This window comes from Marinomonas profundi, from assembly GCF_020694005.1.
In the GTDB taxonomy this organism is placed as follows: Bacteria; Pseudomonadota; Gammaproteobacteria; order Pseudomonadales; family Marinomonadaceae; genus Marinomonas; species Marinomonas profundi.
The window spans coordinates 935,564-954,371 of the sequence record NZ_CP073013.1; the positions used below are offsets into that span (position 1 = coordinate 935,564).

Here is an 18,808-nt window from a genome sequence, read left to right on the forward strand (position 1 = left end):
CAATAATAGACCATAAAAAAATAGCCACCCATAGAAAAATGGGCAGCTATTAAAAAGCACGTCTAATGAAATAGAAATGCCCGGGACAAAAACCCTGGTTTAGGAGGGAAAAGAGAAGCTCTTGCCCTCTCGCACCCCAGCCGAAGGCCAGCGCTGAGTAATGGTTTTGCGCTTGGTGTAAAAGCGTACTGCGTCAGGGCCGTAGGCGTGTAAATCCCCAAACAAAGAACGCTTCCAACCACCAAAGCTATGATAAGCAACAGGCACAGGTAAAGGCACATTAATCCCTACCATGCCCACTTCAATATGATCAGAGAAGTAACGTGCGGCCTCGCCATCACGGGTGAAGATGCAAGTACCGTTGCCGTATTCATGCTCGTTAATCAGGGTCATGGCTTCTTCCATGGTTTCGACTCGAACCACTTGCAACACAGGACCAAAGATTTCTTGTTGATAACTGTCCATGTCTTTAGTGACGCCATCAATCAAGGTCGCGCCAACAAAAAAACCATTTTCATAGCCCGACACTTTAGGAGATCGGCCATCGACCACCACCGTGGCGCCTTGAGATTCGGCACTGTTAATAAACCCCACCACCTTGTCTTTGTGCTCTTTGGTGATGACAGGGCCAAAATCATTGCTTTTGTCTGAGCATTCGCCCACTTTCAGCGGCTTCATCGCGGCGGCCATTTTGCTAACCAGAGCGTCGCCTGCCGCTTTACCGACGGCAACCGCCACAGACAAGGCCATACAACGCTCGCCAGACGAGCCAAACGCCGCGCCCAATAATTGACTAACCACGTTATCCATGTCCGCATCGGGCATCACAATGGCGTGGTTTTTCGCGCCGCCCAGCGCTTGGCAACGTTTACCATTCGCACTGGCTTTGCTGTAAATGTATTCCGCAATCGGCGTGGAACCGACAAAACTCACCGCTTTCACACGTTTGTCTTCTAATAAAGTATCTACCGCGACCTTGTCGCCATTAACCACGTTGAACACGCCAGCAGGCAACCCCGCTTCATGCAGTAACTCAGCGATAAACAACGCGGTACTTGGATCACGCTCGGAGGGTTTTAAGATAAAGGTATTGCCGCACACAATCGCCATCGGAAACATCCACAAAGGCACCATGGCAGGGAAATTAAAGGGGGTAATACCAGCGACCACACCGAGCGGTTGAAATTCACTCCACGAGTCGATGTTTGGCCCGACGTTTTTGCTGTACTCGCCTTTTAGCAATTCTGGCGCGCCACATGCGTACTCGACGTTTTCTATGCCACGCTGTAACTCTCCCGCCGCGTCATGGCAAATTTTGCCATGCTCCGCGCCGATCAACGCACAAATCTTATCGGCATGCTTTTCCAATAATGCTTTGTAGTTAAACATAATACGAGCACGTTTTAACGGCGGTGTATTTCGCCAGTCTGGGTACGCCGCTTGAGCCGCTGTAATCGCTTCTTCAACCGTTTCACGAGAGGCAATAGCCACTTTTTTTGCAACCGTGCCAGTGGCTGGATTAAACACATCCTGAGTGCGTTCGGCTTGCTCTGAATAATGACCGTTAATCAAATGTCTGATGATTTCCATAGGGCTTCCTATCTATTAAAAGAGACTGTGTATTGACTCTACTATGCCTGAGACATAAATTATAAAAATCTGAATCTATTAACGCTTAGTTAATCATTTAATTAACTTTAAACGCCATCAAAATAACCTGATGAGAACAAGATGAAACAATTTCACAGCCAAATAAGTGACGCCGATTTACGCATATTACGCATTTACCGCACCGTAGTAGAATGTGGCGGATTTTCCGCCGCGGAAGTTGAGCTTAATATCAGCCGGGCCGCGATTAGCATTGCCATATCAGACTTAGAAACCCGCTTAGGCTTTCGGCTTTGCCAGCGTGGACGGTCTGGTTTTTCGCTCACCAACGAAGGCAGTCAAGTCTATGACTACACTTTGCAGCTTTTATCGTCGATAGATGACTTTAGAACCAACATCAACGCCCTCCACCAGCATTTAAAAGGCGCGCTCAATATCGGTATTACCGACAACCTAGTCACGCTTCCTCATACTCGTATTACGCGAGCATTGGCCGGACTGAAAGACAAAGGTCCGCAGGTCAATATCAACATTCGCATGATTCCCCCTACCGATGTAGAAAGAGGCGTGCTCGATGGTCGGCTGCATATTGGCATTGTGCCGGACCTGAAAATTCTCAGCGGTTTGGATTACCATCACCTTTACGAAGAAGAATCCAAGCTCTATTGCAGCGATACACACCCTCTGTTTGAGTTAGCAGACAGCAAAATATCAAAAACTCAGTTAAAAGACTTTGACGCGGTACTTCCGGCTTATGCCCAAACCCCTGACATAAAAGCGCAACACCAACCTCTTAGCGCAAGCGCCACTGCCACCGACCGAGAAGGCATTGCTTTTTTGATTTTAACAGGCCGTTACATTGGCTTCTTACCCGATCACGTGGCAGAACGCTGGGTGCGAGACGGTAGAATGAAGACCATTTTGCCAACAGAATGTCATTACATTACACAATTTTCCGCGATCACTCGAAAAGGCGCACGAACCAACCTCATCTTGGCAACCTTTTTAAAGGAATTAGAAAAAACACAGTAAGATATTCATCAATAGCATATCTTTCATATATATTTAAAAATTCATATCCTTAGGTAAGAGATATAAAATGGATTCATTCTAGTCTAAAAACCTTCCTACTATACGGAGCCATAAATGAAGCGCGCAAAGCGAAACAACATAATAATGAGTGCCACATTAGCCGCATCATTATTCTTAACAGCCTGCTCATCCGATCAAAATGAAGACACGGTTGTGGAAAAGGACATTGTCCGCCCGGTCAAACTGATTACCATCGAATCCACCGATGCGATTAATATCCGCCGCTTCCCAGCAGAGTTAAAAGCCAGCGAAGAAGCCGACTTGGCGTTTCGTGTTGGCGGCCAATTGATGCAACTAAACGTTGTTTCAGGACAACGCGTTAAAAAAGGCGAACGATTGGCGTCACTTGATACAACCGATTTCAAACTGCAGGTTGAGCTGGCACAAGCGAACCAGTATTTAGCCGAAGCACAATTCAAACGTATTCAGACCATTTTCAAACAGAACGCCACCACAAAGTCGGAATATGATTCAGCCAAAGCGTCATTGGATCAGGCCAATAACGCCTTACAGTCGTCCAAAAATCAGCTTAATTACACTCAGGTTTTCGCGCCGTTTGATGGCGTTATTGCGTCAGTAAGCACCGAAAATTTTCAGTATGTCAGCGCCACTCAAACCCTCATGCACATTCAAAACATTGACCAGCTTGATGTTGAGTTCCAAGTGCCTGAAAGTCTTGTCGTCAGTATCAAAAGTACCCATGCAGATTACATGGCAAATGTCGTGGTCGATGTTGCGCCCAAGGAAAAGCTTTACGGCACCTATAAGGAACACAACACCACGCCAGATGACACCACAATGGCTTACAACGTCACCTTAAATTTGATTAAAAAGCCCTCTGTCGAACAGACTTTATTACCCGGCATGACCGCCAATGTCGACATTGACCTTAGTACGATTTTGGGCAAAGAAAAGCACATTACCGTTCCTGTCGAGGCCGTTCTTCGCCATGAAGATACCAGCACAGGGCAATCCAATAGTAGTGTTTGGGTATTCAACAAGGACACACAAAAAGTAGAGAGCCGCACCGTTACACTAGGGGCATTGCTGGACGACCAAGTCGAAATCACTTCTGGGCTGAGCGCTGGTGAGCAAATTGTGGCGGCGGGAGTTTACAGCCTCACCGATTCTATGCACGTACGCCCTTGGACACGTGAGCGAGGTCTATAATGGATATTGCAGCCTATTTTATAAAGCGTAAAGTCACCAGCTGGATGGTTACCCTGATTTTATTAATCGGTGGCATCATCGCGTTTACCAACTTAGGGCAACTTGAAGACCCTGAGTTTACCATCAAGGATTCTTTGGTTATCACTTACTACCCTGGTGCGTCACCAGAACAAGTAGAAGAAGAAGTCACTTATCCTATTGAACGCGAGCTGCAAAATCTGCCTTACGTAGATAAAATCACCTCGACCTCAAAAGCGGGCTACTCTAAAGTTCAGCTCACCATTAAAGACACTTATCGCGCCCAAGAACTAAAGCAAATTTGGGACGAAGTACGCAAAAAAATCCGTGATATTTCCGGCAATTTCCCCGCTGGCGTTGCAACGCCTGTCGTTGTGGATGATTTCGGTGATGTATACGGTGTCATGTTGGCCATCTATGGTGAAGGCTACCCCTACAAAGATCTAGAAAACTACGTTGACTATGTTAAACGCGAATTAGTACTCGTTGACGGCGTGGCCAAAGTAACAGTGGCGGGTGAGCAAGACGAGCAAGTAACGATTGAAATATCTCGCTCTAAACTGACCAATATGGGGATTTCACCTAGCCAACTAGAAAGTCTTCTGAAAAATCAAAACAGCGTCTCCAATGCCGGCAAGGTAAAAGTGGGCAGCGAATACATTCGCATTAGCCCAACAGGAGAGTTCCAAGATATTTCTGAGTTAGAAAACCTGATTGTTGGCACGCCCATTGATGGCAACCTTATCCGTTTAAAAGACATCGCTACGATTAAACGCGAATACGTTGAACCCAGAACACATATTGTTGGATTTAATGGTTCTAAGTCATTGTTATTAGGCGTTTCTTTTTCTTCCAATGTGAACGTTGTTAAAATTGGGGCAGCGTTAGAAGAAAAAATTGCCGAGTTAGAATACCAACAACCGGTTGGTTTAAGCATGGATCCCATCTACTTTCAGTCAAAAGAAGTAGACCGCTCTGTGTCTAACTTTTTGCTAAACCTAGCAGAAGCCGTTGGTATCGTTATTCTGGTACTTTTGGTGTTTATGGGCATTCGCTCAGGTATCTTGATTGGCATCATTTTGTTGTTGACCATTCTTGGCACTTTCATCGTGATGGATTACTTCAAAATCAACCTGCAGCGCATCTCTTTAGGGGGCTTGATTATCGCCTTAGGGATGCTGGTCGATAATGCCATTGTGGTGACCGAAGGTGTCCTTATTGGCATGCAAAGAGGCATGACAAAACTGCAAGCCGCCAGCGCTGTGGTCAAACAAACCAAGTGGCCGCTACTCGGTGCGACAGTGATTGCTATCACGGCGTTTGCCCCGATTGGATTGTCGCCAGATGCCGTAGGCGAATTTGTTGGCTCGCTTTTTTATGTGTTGTTAATTTCACTGTTCCTTAGCTGGATTACAGCCATCACCTTAACGCCGTTTTTCTGTGATCTATTTTTCAAAGAAAGCATCGCAGCGGCAAACCAAGACTCAAGCGATACAGACGTATCAATTGACCCTTACCAAGGCTTTATCTTCACCGCCTATAAGTGGTTATTAGACAAGGCAATGCACTATCGCTGGACGACCGTTGTGTTGTTAATAGCCTCACTCTTGGTATCAGGTTGGGCGTTTCAATTTGTTAAACAAGCTTTCTTCCCGCCGTCAACGACACCGATGTTCTACATGGACATCCAAATGCCAGAAGGCACGCACATTGAAGACACCTATCAAAAAGTGCAGAGTATTGAGCAAGACCTACTAAAAGATGACCGTATTGAAAGCGTGACATCAACAACAGGACAAGGCGCATTGCGCTTTATGCTGACCTACGAAGCGAAGCAAGCCAACAACAGCTACGCGCAGTTTATTGTGCGTACCACTGACAAAGACGTCATTCCCGCGCTGCTCGAAGAGCTTTATTACAAGATGCAAGAAGAGCACCCTGAACTGGAAGTCAAACTGCAGCGTTTGCAGTTGGGCCCCTCAACTGGTGCCAAACTTGAAACGCGAATCAGCGGCCCTGACCCAAAAGTATTACGCCAAGTCAGTACGCAGATCCAGCAAATTTATCGCGACGATGGCGGGCTTGAAAACATCAAAGATGACTGGCGTCAGCCCGTTAAAGTGCTGCGCCCTATCTTTAATGATGCTCAGGCTCGACGTTTAGGGATCAGCAAAACGGAACTAGACGACGTGCTGTTAACCAACTTTACCGGCTCCCAAATTGGCCTGTATCGTGAAGGCACGGACCTTTTGCCAATCGTGCGCAAAGCACCCGCGAACGAGCGCGTGTCGATTGATCAAATCCGTGACTTACAAATTTACAGTCCAGCATCGGGCTCATATGTCACCTTATCCACCCTAGTGTCAGGCTTTGAAACCGTATGGGAAGATCCGATTATCGAGCGTCGTGACCGTAAGCGCACGATTACAGTCATGGCAGACCCTAAAATCTTAGGCGATGAAACCGCGATGTCGATTTTCGGCCGCACCCGTGGCGCCATAGAGGAAATTTCATTACCGCCGGGTTACACATTAGAATGGGGTGGCGAGTACGAAAGCAGCACCGATGCGCAGGCCAATATTTTCAGCGCCTTACCCATGGGTTACCTGTTTATGTTCATCATCACCATCTTATTGTTTAACTCAATTCGAGTACCACTGACGATCTGGTTCTGTGTGCCATTAGCATTAATCGGTGTCTCTACCGGACTGCTGGTGATGAACTCAGCGTTTAGTTTTATGGCGCTACTTGGCTTTTTGAGTCTTTCCGGTATGACGGTCAAAAATGGCATCGTACTGGCCGACCAAATCAATTACGAGCTTGAGCAAGGCACAGAGAAGTATGAAGCCATCTTCAACTCCGCTGTGAGCCGTGTTCGACCCGTTTGTATGGCGGCGGTAACAACGATTCTTGGTATGGTACCATTACTTTTTGATGGCTTCTTTGAAGGCATGGCCGTGGTTATTTCGTTTGGCTTAGCCTTTGCGACCATTTTGACCCTAATCGCTGTACCGGTTTTCTACACGTTGCTGTTCCGCGTCAAATATCGCCACCACAGCGAATTCGATTGATCCTTAGCTCCTCTGGTAGCCCCTTAGTGCCTTTAACAGCGCTAAAGGGCTTGATTTACAATTCCGCTATTTTATCGAGAAAATTATGCACCTAGACGATATTTTAAAGCTGGACATAAAATTACTCGTTGCTTTCGTCACCATCATGGAAGAAAGCAGTGTGTCACGGGCCGCAGAACGACTGAATGTAACGCAGCCGGCCCTCAGTAAAAGCCTGCAAAGACTGCGAGAACTTTTTAAAGACTCGCTGTTTACTCGTCAAGCCTATGGATTAACACCGACCGCTAGAGCATCGGAGTTGCACGATCTGATTCAGCCTATTCTCAGCTCCTTGTCTGAGTTAATGAGCCCAAACTCACTGGACTTAAAAACCCTAGACCGACGTTTTAAATTACGCGCTGACGAAGGTGATTTAGAAAATTTCATCGAGCCCCTACTGGCGTCTTTGCAATATCAAGCGCCAAAACTACGCTTGTCTATCAGCTCATGGGGGGACTCCCAAGTTGATGAGCTGGTGTCTGGCAATGTCGACCTTGGCATCATGCGCATTAGCGATACGCCAGGAAACATACGCAATAAGCTTATCGGCTATATGGAAGCCTGTATTGTTCTCAGTGAAGCGCATCCCTTGTTCCACAAAGACGAAGTGACATTAGACGAATTGTTGTCTCACAAAGTCGTGACGCATCATTTGCGCAGTCACCGTAGCAGTTCGTTTTCAAAAACGGAGCAGAAGCTCAAACAAATGGGACACATAATACAACCCAGCCTAGAAACGGATAGCTTAATGGTCGCCATGCAGGCCGTAAAACGCGGTATGGCCTTGGTTACCTCACGTTCAATTGGCGATTTGTTTTTGCAGGTTATGTGCGAAAAAGCCCACTTTTATCCAGTAAAGCTGTTACCCATCCCCGAGGAAGTGTTGGGGCTGGATGAATATAATGGGCGTCACCCGATTCATATCTTCTGGCATGAGCGCTTTAATAACGACCTTGCACACCGCTGGCTAAGGGAGCAAATTATTTACTTCATGCGTGAATCTCCTTGGATGCACCCACCAACATAATAACCACTTTTTCAGTTTATCCCCCGTCACGTTCGGCTCTTAACCAATCGAAGCGGGGGATATGCTCGCCATTGATAGTCACGGTCTCTTGAAACATGGTTAACGGTCTGGCCCACCAACCAAATTCGCCATACAGCGCTTGGTAAATCACCAATTCTTCGTTTGTTTCACTGTGTTTGGCCACTCGTTCTACCCAATACAGCGCGCCCTTATAATGCTGATAAACACCTGTTTTCATCACTCTCATCTCCGTATATTTTAAAAAAATCGACAAAACAACCTAAAACCCAGAAAAACCTGTCGCAAATACGAAAGTCTCTCTCTTACGCCACCCTATCCAACTCGGTAATAATAGCCAGTAAATGACGAATAACGAACCATAGGCTTTTTATATGTATCTCGTACGACCAGCGGATTTTGCAGACCTTCCGGCATTAGAGCGTCTTGCGCAACAAGCCGGAATAGGGATAACCAACTTTCCAGCCAACCGTGAGCGGCTGAACGATAAAATAGCCTCATCACGACGCTCATTGCAAACCGATGTTATCCAGCCCAGCGACGAATCCTACTTGTTCGTTTTAATCGACACCAGCAAAGACGAGATAGTTGGCTGTTGTGGTATTGATGCCATGGTGGGAGTCGACACACCATTTTACAGCTATCGCATCGATGAGGTCGTACACGCCTCGCCACAATTACAAATCCACAACCGTATTCCGGCGCTTTTTTTATGCCACGACTACAGCGGAACCAGCCGGATGATAGCCCTAGTGATAGATAAGGCCCATCAAAATCACACTGCCATGTCACTGCTATCAAAGGCTCGTTTACTTTTTATTGCGCGCTACCCAGAGCGTTTTACAACACGTTTATTTGTTGAATTACGAGGCGAAAGCGACAAACACGGCTATTCCGCTTTTTGGGACGCATTGGGAAAGCACTTTTTTTCCATGGACTTTAAAAAAGCCGACTATCTTTCAGGTGTGAGCAATAAACATTTTATCGCGGAACTCATGCCGCGTTATCCGATTTATGTGCCGACACTACCAGAAGCAGCCCAAGATGCCATTGGCGTCGTACATGAAGATTCCAGTCAAAGTACCGACATTTTATTGGCTGAGGGCTTTGAGTTTCGCGGTTACGTAGACATTTTTGATGCTGGCCCTACCTTGGAAGCCAGAACCGAAAGCCTCCACACAATCGCACAGCAAACCATGGGAAAAGCCTTAACATTAACGGAAAACAGCCAAGGCCCGATGCACCTCATCTCAACGGGGCACTTAGAAACATTTCGCGTCACCGCCGCGCCCGCCGAACCTCAAGTTGCCGGGCTGGCATTAGAAAAAACCACCTTAGAGAGACTGGCGGTTTCGTCTGGAAGCCGTATCCAATGGGTCGCACTGTAAATAATCATTCGCTCTACAGAAGAGCACATAAAAGTAGAAGAGGAAAACCATCATGATGGTCATACGCCCTATTTGTCAAAATGACCTAAAGTCACTTTATCGACTCGCAGAAAAAACAGGCATCGGTTTTACCTCTCTGGTTGCCGATGAAGCGGTACTGCAGAAAAAAATCGCTGGCGCAGTACGCTCTTTCGCCAAAGAAACGATCACCACCCCCAACAATGAAGACTACCTAATGGTGCTTGAAGACACGACCACGGGCGATGTGGTCGGCACTTGCGGCATATTGTCCACGGTGGGGCTCGATGAACCCTTTTACAGCTACCATCTGGGCACCATCACGCACGCATCAAGGGAGCTTGGCGTTCACAATGCGGTTCCGACTCTGATACTGAACAATGATTTCACCGGTTGCAGCGAAATCTGTACGCTGTTTTTAGAAGAAGACTACCGTCATTCAAAAAATGGCCAATTTCTTTCCAAAGCACGCTTTATGTTTATGGCGCAATTCCCTGAGCGTTTTACCGAGAAAGTCTTTGCTGAAATGCGCGGTGTCAGCGACGAAAATGGCGTATCGCCGCTTTGGGAAAGCTTAGGACGTCATTTTTTCTCCATTGACTTCAAAGAAGCGGATGAATTGACTTCGCAAGGTAACAAACAATTTATTGCCGAACTGATGCCAAACAACCCAGTTTACGTGAACTTATTACCCAAAGACGCCCGCGATGTGCTCGGTCAAGTTCACCAAAACACCATTCCAGCCAGACGCTTATTAGAGCAAGAAGGCTTCCGCTATGAAAACTACGTCGACATTTTTGATGGCGGCCCAAGTTTAGAAGCCCGAGTACAAGATATAAGAGCCGTGCGGGACAGCCGTTTGTGCTTAGCGAATATTCGCGCCACAAACGATGCTGAACAACCAAAAGGTATCGGTGAAGGAAATTACTATCTGGTGTCAAACGCTAAGGTCGAAGCATTTCGCTGCATTCTCGTGCAACGCTCAACACCGCCTGGCAGCGCCATGACCTTAACGCAAGACGAAGCAGACAATCTCTGCATCACCAACAAAGAACCCGTGCGCATCGTAGAGCTGTCTCCCTACTCACGATAAGCGATTCAATACTGTTGCACGAATTAGAAGGAGTTCTCATGAAACAAGCACACTATATCAACGGACAATGGCTATCAGGTGACGGACACTCTCTACGCTCTATTGATCCTGCCGATGCCAGTGTCGTATGGCAAGCCAACAGCGCGTCAGCTGATCAAGTTGACCTAGCAATCAATGCAGCTAGAAATGCCTTTCCGGCATGGGCCAACCGCCCGCTAGCGGAGCGTTTAAGCATCATTGATGCCTTCGCTGAGCTCGTCAAAACACACAGTGAAGAAATCGCCACCATCATCAGCCGAGAAACGGGTAAACCCATTTGGGAAACACGCACCGAAGCCGCCGCCATGATAGGCAAAGTTGCTATTTCAACACAGGCTTATCATGAAAGAACGGGGGATAAAACCACGCCCATGCCCGGTGCTACGGCTCGTTTACGCCATCGTCCTCACGGCGTTGTGGCGGTATTTGGCCCTTACAATTTCCCGGGGCACTTGCCTAACGGCCACATAGTTCCCGCTCTTATCGCCGGTAATAGCGTGGTGTTTAAGCCCAGTGAGCAAGCCCCAGCGACATCGGACCTGATTATCCAACTATGGGAAAAAGCAGGCTTGCCTGCGGGTGTGCTTAACCTGATTCAAGGCGAAAGAGACACGGGCGTTGCGTTGGCGAATCACTCAGGAATTGACGGGCTTTTCTTTACCGGCAGCCCACAAGTCGGCCACATTTTGCATAAAGACTTTGCGGGACAGCCAGGTAAAATTTTAGCGCTCGAAATGGGCGGCAACAACCCTCTTTTGGTATCAAAAAACATTGCCGACCAACGTGCTGCAGTGCATGAGATCATCCAATCAGCGTTTATCTCTGCCGGTCAACGCTGCACCTGTGCTCGGCGTTTATTGCTCCCTACTGGCGAACTTGGCGATGCGATTTTACAAGCACTGGTCAACGCCACTAAAGCATTAAAAATTGATCGCTTTGATGCGGATGAACAACCTTTCATGGGGCCTGTCGTGTCGGCACAAGCCGCAGATGGTCTGCTGCAAGCTTACCAAAAGCTTATTAAACTAGGCGCCACACCCATCTTAGAAATGACACGTGGCGATAGCCAAACCGGCTTTGTCACACCCGGTATTATCGACGCCACCGACATGCTGGATGAACTGCCAGACCAAGAATACTTTGGACCATTGCTTACTGTCATTCGCTACGACTCGTTAGAGCACGCCATGACCATCGCCAATAACACAAGGTTTGGTTTATCCGCTGGGTTGCTGTCTGACGATAGCGCCGAATATGAATGGTTTTTGCAACACAGTCGTGCTGGCATCATTAACTGGAATCGTCAAACCACTGGCGCATCAAGCAACGCACCATTTGGTGGCACCGGCGCAAGCGGTAATCACAGAGCAAGTGCTTACTACGCTGCTGACTACTGCGCTTACCCCGTTGCCAGTATTGAAGCCGATAGTCTAACCATGCCAGAAAAACTCGTACCTGGGCTGACGCTGTAATGCGTCAACCCCAACACCTAACAACTGCCATATCGAGGTAATTATGCACACAGCGACAGAAGCCAATTTCGATGGCTTAGTGGGCCCAACCCACAACTACAGCGGCCTTTCTTTTGGTAATGTCGCGTCACTCAACAACTCCGCACAGTCGTCCAATCCCAAAGCGGCCGCCAAACAGGGCTTAACCAAAATGAAGGCCCTCGCGGACATGGGCTTTGTGCAAGGCGTTCTAGCGCCTCATGAGCGTCCACATATTCCCACGTTGCGTCGTTTGGGGTTCAGCGGCAGCGATGCCAACATACTGCAACAAGCAGCCAAGCACGCGCCTAAACTGCTCGCAGCTGTCAGTTCCGCCTCTTGTATGTGGACGGCCAATGCCGCGACAGTTTCGCCAAGTGGCGACACCAGCGATAATCGAGTGCATTTTACTCCGGCAAATTTGGTGAATAAATTCCATCGCTCCATCGAGCACCAAACCACTGGGGCCATTTTGCAAGCGACGTTTAAAGACGATAAACACTTTGCTCATCATCCAGCCCTTCCCAGTGTCGAACATTTTGGCGACGAGGGCGCAGCCAACCACACGCGCTTTTGCCATGACTATGGCGAACAAGGAATCGAGTTTTTTGTTTATGGGATGGAAGCCTTTAATAGCAAGGCTCCACGTCCAGCAAAATTTCCTGCTCGTCATACGCTAGAAGCCTCACAAGCCGTGGCTCGTCATCACGGTTTGTTAGCGGATCAAGTCGTCTACGCACAGCAAAATCCCGCGGTAATTGACGCTGGTGTGTTCCATAACGACGTGATCGCCGTGGGGAATCGTAATGCGCACTTCTATCATCAAGATGCGTTTCTAGACACCGCTAAAATGAAACAGGATTTGCTCACCGCGTGGGGAGACAGAGCATCAGACTTTCATTTAATTGAAGTCCCTCGCAGTGCTGTCCCTGTTGCGGACTGCATCCAGTCTTATCTATTTAATAGCCAGCTATTAAGCCGTAGTGACAAGGATATGGTATTGATCGTTCCTGGGGAATGTGAAAATAACCCTGCCGTATGGGCCTATTTACAAAGTTTAATTAAAGGAAATTCACCGATTAACGAGGTACAAGTCTTTGACCTAAAACAAAGTATGAGCAACGGCGGCGGCCCCGCTTGCCTGCGTCTACGAGTCGCATTAACACCAGCAGAACAACGGGCAATCAATCCAGCAACCTTGATGAACGATGCGCTATTTGAACGCTTAAATTGCTGGGTAGACAAGTATTATCGAGATGAACTGCATGAAAAAGACCTTGCCGACCCTCAACTTTTGCATGAAAGTCGCAGCGCTTTAGACGAATTAACGCAAATACTCGCGCTTGGCAGTGTGTACGAATTTCAACAGTAACCTGTTATGTCATCTCTATAATAAAGCAACGTTATACACTCGAACATCTCAGCGCCGACACCGTCAGCAATTTGTAAAGAGCCGCCATTAAACCAAGCGGCTTTAGCAAACACCGTCATGCTTATGTAAAACCGATTGTTTTGCCAAACAGGCGCAGATTACTCTCGACCTACACTTTGTGCTTTGTGGAACCAATTAATCTTTTGGAACTCAAACTAAAGTGTGCAGGTGAAGGGGTCACTTTGGTAAACTGGCTACATAAGATTGGCATAAACGGCCTAGCTTATGTTAGAACAGTATCAACGGATCTGATTCTTCAAAGCACAAGGTGTATATTATTGCCCTGCTTTATGTTCGTCCTGTTACGTTTTTACAATCATTACGAATCAAACTCCGTCTGAATGCTTTACCTCACTCGGTGATAAATTAATAAATAATGGAACGCTTTCTTATGAAAAAAACGCTTATTGCTGCGCTGGTTATGTCTTCTGCTTCTTTTGCATACGCAGACGACCACGCGGTTAAACTAGACTCAAAAGAACAACGCCTTGGTTACAGTATTGGCACCATGTTTGGCTCACGTATGTCACAAGATTTTTCAGACCTAGACATGAAAACCTTCATGGCTGGCTTCCAAGACGCCTTTGCTAGCAAAGAAGGCAAAATGAGTATGGAGGAAGTCAATAAAACCATCCAAGATTACCAGCAAGAACAAATGGCAAAAGCAGAACGTGAACAAGCAAAAATGGTCGAAGAATCAAAAGCGGCATCAGCAACATGGCTGAAAGAAAAAGAAGCTGAAGACGGCGTGAAAAAGACCGAATCTGGCTTATTGTATAAAGTCATTAATTCAGGCGAAGGCGATAAACCTCAAGCAAATGACACCGTAGAAGTAGACTACGAAGGTAGCCTGATAGATGGCACAGTGTTCGACAGCTCCTACGAGCGCGGCGAATCTATCTCTTTCCCACTTAATGGCGTTATTCCAGGCTGGACCGAAGGGCTACAACTCATGCCTGCAGGCTCTAAGTACGAATTGTATATCCCTGCCGAGCTAGCCTATGGCCCTGGTGGAACAGGTCCAATTCCACCCAACGCAGCGCTTAAATTTGTTGTAGAACTGCACAAGGTCGTTAACGAAGAAAAAGCCGCAGAATAACGCTTATTAATCTTCCATAAAAATGGCCATTAGCAGTGGCCATTCAAGTTGCTAATAAACCCCAGCATTTAAACTGGGGTTTATTGTTTTAAGCTGATGGAATTTATGGTGTTGTTGCTTGCTGCAAGTAAGCTCTGCCGAGTACAATCTTGGAAAATTTTATTTGGCCTTATTTAATAGAAGGAAAACTTCTTGACCATTTTATCCGATGCCTTGCACGCTTTGTCAGTTCATTGCCAGCAAACCGCGACAACATCTGCATTGACCTTTCACCGTGGTGTAGAGCGAGAAGCGCTGCGAGTCGAACGTTCTAAGGGTCGTATTTCTCACAAACCTCATCCAAAAACACTCGGATCGGCGATGACTCATAGCGCTATCACCACGGATTACTCTGAATCCTTGATGGAGTTTATCACTGGCGTTCACCCAAGCGTGGAAGGCGTGATTAAAGAGCTAGAAGACATCCATAATCTAGTCAATCACGAACTATACAAACAAGATGAGTGTTTATGGCCCGCTAGCATGCCTTGCTACCTAGCGAATAATGAAGATGTGCCCATTGCCTATTATGGCGAATCCAACACCGGCAAGCTTAAACGCGTTTACCGCGAAGGCTTATCAAATCGTTATGGTCGCATCATGCAATGTATCGCTGGCATGCATTACAATTTTTCATTTGATGCAGACTTCTGGTCTTTCTTAGAGAACCATAAGGGAAAAAACAGCCTCTCTGCCGCTGAAAAACAAACCTTTCAATCAGACAGCTATTTCGCCTTGATTCGCAACTTTCGCCGCAGCTCTTGGATGCTCTCCCTGTTATTTGGCGCTTCCCCAGCCATTGACGAAAGCTTTTTACCGAAAAAGCCAGACAGCCTAACCGAACTTGAAAAACGCACTTGGTTTGGCCCAAAAGCCACCTCACTTCGCATGAGTGATCTTGGTTATCAAAACAAAGCCCAAGCGGATTTATATGTGTGTTACAACGAGGTTGAAACTTACATAAGTACCATTAAAAAAGCATTGCGAACGCCTTATCAACGCTACCAAGACATAGGCGTCAAAGTGGATGGCCAATATCGCCAGCTAAACAACAATTTATTGCAGATTGAAAACGAATATTACAGCGACATTCGTCCTAAACGTGTCACCCAGTCTGGGGAACACCCAAGTGCAGCTCTGCAAGCCAGAGGCGTCGAATATATTGAAGTTCGTATTATGGACTTAGACCCAAGCTCTTCCATTGGCATGCAGTCTTCCACCTTATATTTTATCGATGTGTTCTTGCTTTACTGCATGTTACGTGGCGATGAACATTTAGGCAGCGCGGAATGCAGCCAACTGCGCAAGATGCAACAAGAAATCGCATCCCATGGTCGTGATTTAGACATGGATTTCGATTTTGGCCAAGGCCCAACCAAACTTCGCAGTAAAGCGGAAAGCATGCTTAATGAATTGACTCAAGTCGCTGATTTTTTATCGGACAAAACCGGAAATCCTGCTTATCAGCACGCGGTAGCAACCCAGAAAGAAAAACTCAACGATGAGACTCTATTACCTTCTGCACAGCTATTAGAGCGCTGTAAAGCACAACAAGGTTTCCAAAATGCCATGCTGGCTTTATCGAAAGAACAGCAAGCCCAATGGATGGCCTGCCCGCTAACGGAAGAACTCACTGGTACATTTATGGAAAAAGCAGAGCGTTCATTACGCGATCAAGAAGCCATTGAAGCCGCCGATGAAGTAGACTTCGATACCTTTTTAGCCGCCTATTTGACACCACAATAAGCGCTATCCGGTCATTCGAAAATGACCTAAGAGGAAACAGAATAAAACCTCACCCCCCACGACATCACTCCTCAAGCAAGGCTGAATTACAATTAATACTTGTATCAAGAGCAAAACAAGAATAGGGTAATAAACAGACAGAGGGCAACGGATTTGCCTACGCCTCCAGGACGGAGGCTCTGTCACTTTTTAGGACGATTCCGTGGCTGCAGGGATGCAGCGAAAACTTTTCAAAGTTCCCCTTCTTACTTTCACATCTATTACAACGGCAAGCTTTTACACTCCAAAACAAAGATTTTTATCTTGCCCATTCTTCGTATAGCATGACCTGCTATCAAGCAGTTAAAACCATCACATTTGGCTTGGCAGAATAACAACTAATACTTGTATAAAAGTTAATACCATCCCATTTGATCCAATTCGGCTCAATCAAAAAACCTACCATCATTGGTCTAGTAAAATAAAATGACAATGAATACTTGTATCAAAAGCAAAACAGGAATAGGGTAATAAACAGACAGAGGGCAAACGGATTTGCCTACGCCTCCAGGACGGAGGCTCTGTCACTTTTTAGGATGATTCCGTGGCTGCAGGGATGCAGCGAAAAACCTTTCAAAGTTCCCCTTCTTACTTTCACATCTATTACAACGGCAAGCTTTGTTCAATCGATTATTCTCCCCTGCATGATGGGGACGTTTTAAGCTTTATCACTTTCGTGGATACGGTTTTATGATTTCTTTTCAATGCAAATACTTGTAACGTATCTGCTTTTCTTGCCTGTTAGGAAGACCATGACAAATGTCACCATTTTAGTCGATGTGCAAAACGTCTATTACACCACCAAGCACACGTTTGGACGCTCTTTTGATTACAACCTATTTTGGCAGCAGGCCACAGAAGGTCGTCATCTGGTCAAAGCCATTGCTTACGCCATAGACAGAGGCGACGAAAAACAACGCCAATTTCAAAACATTCTACGAGCCATAGGCTTCGAAGTGAAACTAAAACCCTTTATTCAACGCGCTGATGGCTCCGCCAAGGGCGATTGGGACGTGGGTATTGCCATTGACGGCATAGAATATGGCAAAGACAGTGATGTACTGGTTTTGGTGTCTGGCGATGGCGACTTTGATATTCTCGCGAAAACCCTAAGCGGCAAATACCAAACCCAGGTTGAAGTTTATGGTGTCGAAGCACTCACTGCACAATCGCTAATCCAAGCGTCCGACGTATTTATTCCGATCGATAACAAATTGTTACTAAAATAAATCTATCTTGTCTATATTTTTAAGAGAGAATATGGCGGTTTAAAAATACCGCTCATTAACTTATAGACATTTTTATAGGTATTAAGAAGTAGCTTGATGACAATACACACAAACTCACTATTAGAAGCAAGAGACACACTACACAAGTGGCTAAGTCTCGTGACAGGGGTCATTATGATCTTTTTCTGCTTCTTTAATATCGTCTTGCTAAAGCAACTATCAATTGGAATCCTAGAGGCTGTTTTTGGGCTGTTAAACTTGGGTATTTTTTACTTAGCCTATCAGGGTAAAACAAAGCCGTGGCACAAATGCCTGTTGCTTGGGTCCATTACCATCACGGTGCTTTACCCTTTTTACCTCGCTGATTTAAGAGCCGGTTCCATCTACTGGCTACTGTTGCTGCCGCCCTTATATTGCCTACTCGTTGGAGCAAAACGAGGACTATTTTGCACTATCCTCCTGTCATTTCCGGTGCTTATCTTGTTATTTATAAAATCCGACAGCGAGAGTTATTTTTCTTATCGATCCGTGATCAACTTCGTCCTAGCCTATTTTTTGTCCTACGCTATTTGTTACCTATACGAGACACAATACGACAAAAACAGCCAGCGTCTTCAAGAGATGGCATTTCGAGACCCGCTTACTGGCGCTAAAAACCGTCACTCTCTCAAACTGTTTTTTGACGGCTTTAATAAAAAACCATTAGACCCATTCCAACAAGAGGAAGAAGAGACCCGCCTGCTTATTATCGATATTGATTACTTCAAGAGTGTCAATGATGAGTTTGGTCATGACGCTGGCGACGCCATATTGATTGAAATGACAGAATTGCTGCAATACCACACAGATAACCAACATGTTTATCGCATTGGTGGTGAAGAATTCCTAATTGTTCTGGAGCAGTATTGTCAAAAGCAAGCGTATAACTTTGCCGAATCCATCCGTCAAAACATTGAAAACACTATTTTTAGAACACACCAACAAAACATCAAAATCACCGTCAGTATTGGTATCGCCCAGCTGATCAAAGGACAATCTTTTAGAGAGTTTTTACGCGTCGCCGATAAAAACCTTTACTCAGCAAAGAATCAAGGGCGTAATTTAGTTCACTATGGTGCTATGAGTGTGACCGAGGTAATCTAGGCACACGGAA

Annotated in this window: 14 protein-coding genes; 12 read left to right on the top strand and 2 right to left on the bottom strand. The window is 46.3% G+C overall.

Translation table 11 applies throughout. The features are described 5' to 3' along the window. Positions 1-99: 99 nt before the first annotated feature. On the bottom strand, positions 100-1,590 hold the full coding sequence (locus J8N69_RS04330; protein WP_168826786.1) for a CoA-acylating methylmalonate-semialdehyde dehydrogenase: 1,491 nt from the start codon (positions 1,588-1,590) through the stop codon (positions 100-102). Between the two features lie 141 nt (positions 1,591-1,731). On the opposite strand from J8N69_RS04330, the gene J8N69_RS04335 reads away from it, so the two are divergent. The 4 genes from J8N69_RS04335 to J8N69_RS04350 all read left to right on the top strand — a co-directional run bounded on the left by J8N69_RS04335 (position 1,732) and on the right by J8N69_RS04350 (position 8,025). After that, positions 1,732-2,640: a LysR family transcriptional regulator gene (locus J8N69_RS04335; protein ID WP_168826785.1), complete on the top strand. Its 909-nt coding sequence runs from the start codon at positions 1,732-1,734 to the stop codon at positions 2,638-2,640. Positions 2,641-2,754: 114 nt separating this feature from the next. Beyond that, on the top strand, positions 2,755-3,870 hold the full coding sequence (locus J8N69_RS04340) for an efflux RND transporter periplasmic adaptor subunit (RefSeq protein ID WP_168826783.1): 1,116 nt from the start codon (positions 2,755-2,757) through the stop codon (positions 3,868-3,870). After that, positions 3,870-6,959, top strand: a complete 3,090-nt coding sequence (locus tag J8N69_RS04345) for an efflux RND transporter permease subunit (protein WP_168826781.1) — start codon at positions 3,870-3,872, stop codon at positions 6,957-6,959. The genes J8N69_RS04340 and J8N69_RS04345 overlap by 1 nt, the downstream gene beginning before the upstream one ends. A gap of 85 nt (positions 6,960-7,044) precedes the next feature. Continuing rightward, positions 7,045-8,025: a LysR family transcriptional regulator gene (locus tag J8N69_RS04350; RefSeq protein WP_168826778.1), complete on the top strand. Its 981-nt coding sequence runs from the start codon at positions 7,045-7,047 to the stop codon at positions 8,023-8,025. Positions 8,026-8,041: 16 nt separating this feature from the next. Here the strand turns inward: J8N69_RS04350 and J8N69_RS04355 are convergent, their stop codons facing one another. Beyond that, positions 8,042-8,263: a DUF1653 domain-containing protein gene (locus J8N69_RS04355; protein WP_168826776.1), complete on the bottom strand. Its 222-nt coding sequence runs from the start codon at positions 8,261-8,263 to the stop codon at positions 8,042-8,044. 154 nt (positions 8,264-8,417) lie between these two features. Between J8N69_RS04355 and J8N69_RS04360 the strand changes: the two genes are divergently transcribed. The 8 genes from J8N69_RS04360 (at position 8,418) to J8N69_RS17150 (ending at position 18,798) form a co-directional block, all read left to right on the top strand. Then, a complete protein-coding gene (locus J8N69_RS04360) occupies positions 8,418-9,431 on the top strand; it encodes an arginine N-succinyltransferase (protein WP_168826774.1) in 1,014 nt (337 codons plus the stop codon). Between the two features lie 52 nt (positions 9,432-9,483). After that, on the top strand, positions 9,484-10,542 hold the full coding sequence (gene astA, locus J8N69_RS04365) for an arginine N-succinyltransferase (protein WP_168826772.1): 1,059 nt from the start codon (positions 9,484-9,486) through the stop codon (positions 10,540-10,542). 38 nt (positions 10,543-10,580) lie between these two features. Beyond that, positions 10,581-12,053 carry a succinylglutamate-semialdehyde dehydrogenase gene (gene astD / locus J8N69_RS04370; RefSeq protein WP_168826770.1) on the top strand — a complete coding sequence of 491 codons (1,473 nt, stop codon included), beginning with the start codon at positions 10,581-10,583 and terminating at the stop codon, positions 12,051-12,053. A gap of 43 nt (positions 12,054-12,096) precedes the next feature. Continuing rightward, on the top strand, positions 12,097-13,443 hold the full coding sequence (gene astB / locus J8N69_RS04375; protein ID WP_168826768.1) for an N-succinylarginine dihydrolase: 1,347 nt from the start codon (positions 12,097-12,099) through the stop codon (positions 13,441-13,443). A gap of 451 nt (positions 13,444-13,894) precedes the next feature. Further along, positions 13,895-14,602: an FKBP-type peptidyl-prolyl cis-trans isomerase gene (locus J8N69_RS04380; RefSeq protein ID WP_168826766.1), complete on the top strand. Its 708-nt coding sequence runs from the start codon at positions 13,895-13,897 to the stop codon at positions 14,600-14,602. A gap of 192 nt (positions 14,603-14,794) precedes the next feature. Beyond that, positions 14,795-16,387, top strand: a complete 1,593-nt coding sequence (gene gshA / locus J8N69_RS04385; protein WP_168826764.1) for a glutamate--cysteine ligase — start codon at positions 14,795-14,797, stop codon at positions 16,385-16,387. 791 nt (positions 16,388-17,178) lie between these two features. After that, entirely contained in the window at positions 17,179-17,655 is a 477-nt protein-coding gene (locus J8N69_RS04390; RefSeq protein WP_168826762.1) for an NYN domain-containing protein, read from the top strand. 96 nt (positions 17,656-17,751) lie between these two features. After that, a complete protein-coding gene (locus J8N69_RS17150; RefSeq protein WP_328796839.1) occupies positions 17,752-18,798 on the top strand; it encodes a GGDEF domain-containing protein in 1,047 nt (348 codons plus the stop codon). Positions 18,799-18,808 lie beyond the last annotated feature (10 nt).

Coding starts and splice junctions, on each gene's coding strand:
- J8N69_RS04330 (WP_168826786.1), bottom strand. CDS start 1,590: ATGGAAATCATCAGACATTTGATTAACGGTCATTATTCAGAGCAAGCC.
- J8N69_RS04335 (WP_168826785.1), top strand. CDS start 1,732: ATGAAACAATTTCACAGCCAAATAAGTGACGCCGATTTACGCATATTA.
- J8N69_RS04340 (WP_168826783.1), top strand. CDS start 2,755: ATGAAGCGCGCAAAGCGAAACAACATAATAATGAGTGCCACATTAGCC.
- J8N69_RS04345 (WP_168826781.1), top strand. CDS start 3,870: ATGGATATTGCAGCCTATTTTATAAAGCGTAAAGTCACCAGCTGGATG.
- J8N69_RS04350 (WP_168826778.1), top strand. CDS start 7,045: ATGCACCTAGACGATATTTTAAAGCTGGACATAAAATTACTCGTTGCT.
- J8N69_RS04355 (WP_168826776.1), bottom strand. CDS start 8,263: ATGAAAACAGGTGTTTATCAGCATTATAAGGGCGCGCTGTATTGGGTA.
- J8N69_RS04360 (WP_168826774.1), top strand. CDS start 8,418: ATGTATCTCGTACGACCAGCGGATTTTGCAGACCTTCCGGCATTAGAG.
- astA (WP_168826772.1), top strand. CDS start 9,484: ATGATGGTCATACGCCCTATTTGTCAAAATGACCTAAAGTCACTTTAT.
- astD (WP_168826770.1), top strand. CDS start 10,581: ATGAAACAAGCACACTATATCAACGGACAATGGCTATCAGGTGACGGA.
- astB (WP_168826768.1), top strand. CDS start 12,097: ATGCACACAGCGACAGAAGCCAATTTCGATGGCTTAGTGGGCCCAACC.
- J8N69_RS04380 (WP_168826766.1), top strand. CDS start 13,895: ATGAAAAAAACGCTTATTGCTGCGCTGGTTATGTCTTCTGCTTCTTTT.
- J8N69_RS04390 (WP_168826762.1), top strand. CDS start 17,179: ATGACAAATGTCACCATTTTAGTCGATGTGCAAAACGTCTATTACACC.
- J8N69_RS17150 (WP_328796839.1), top strand. CDS start 17,752: ATGACAATACACACAAACTCACTATTAGAAGCAAGAGACACACTACAC.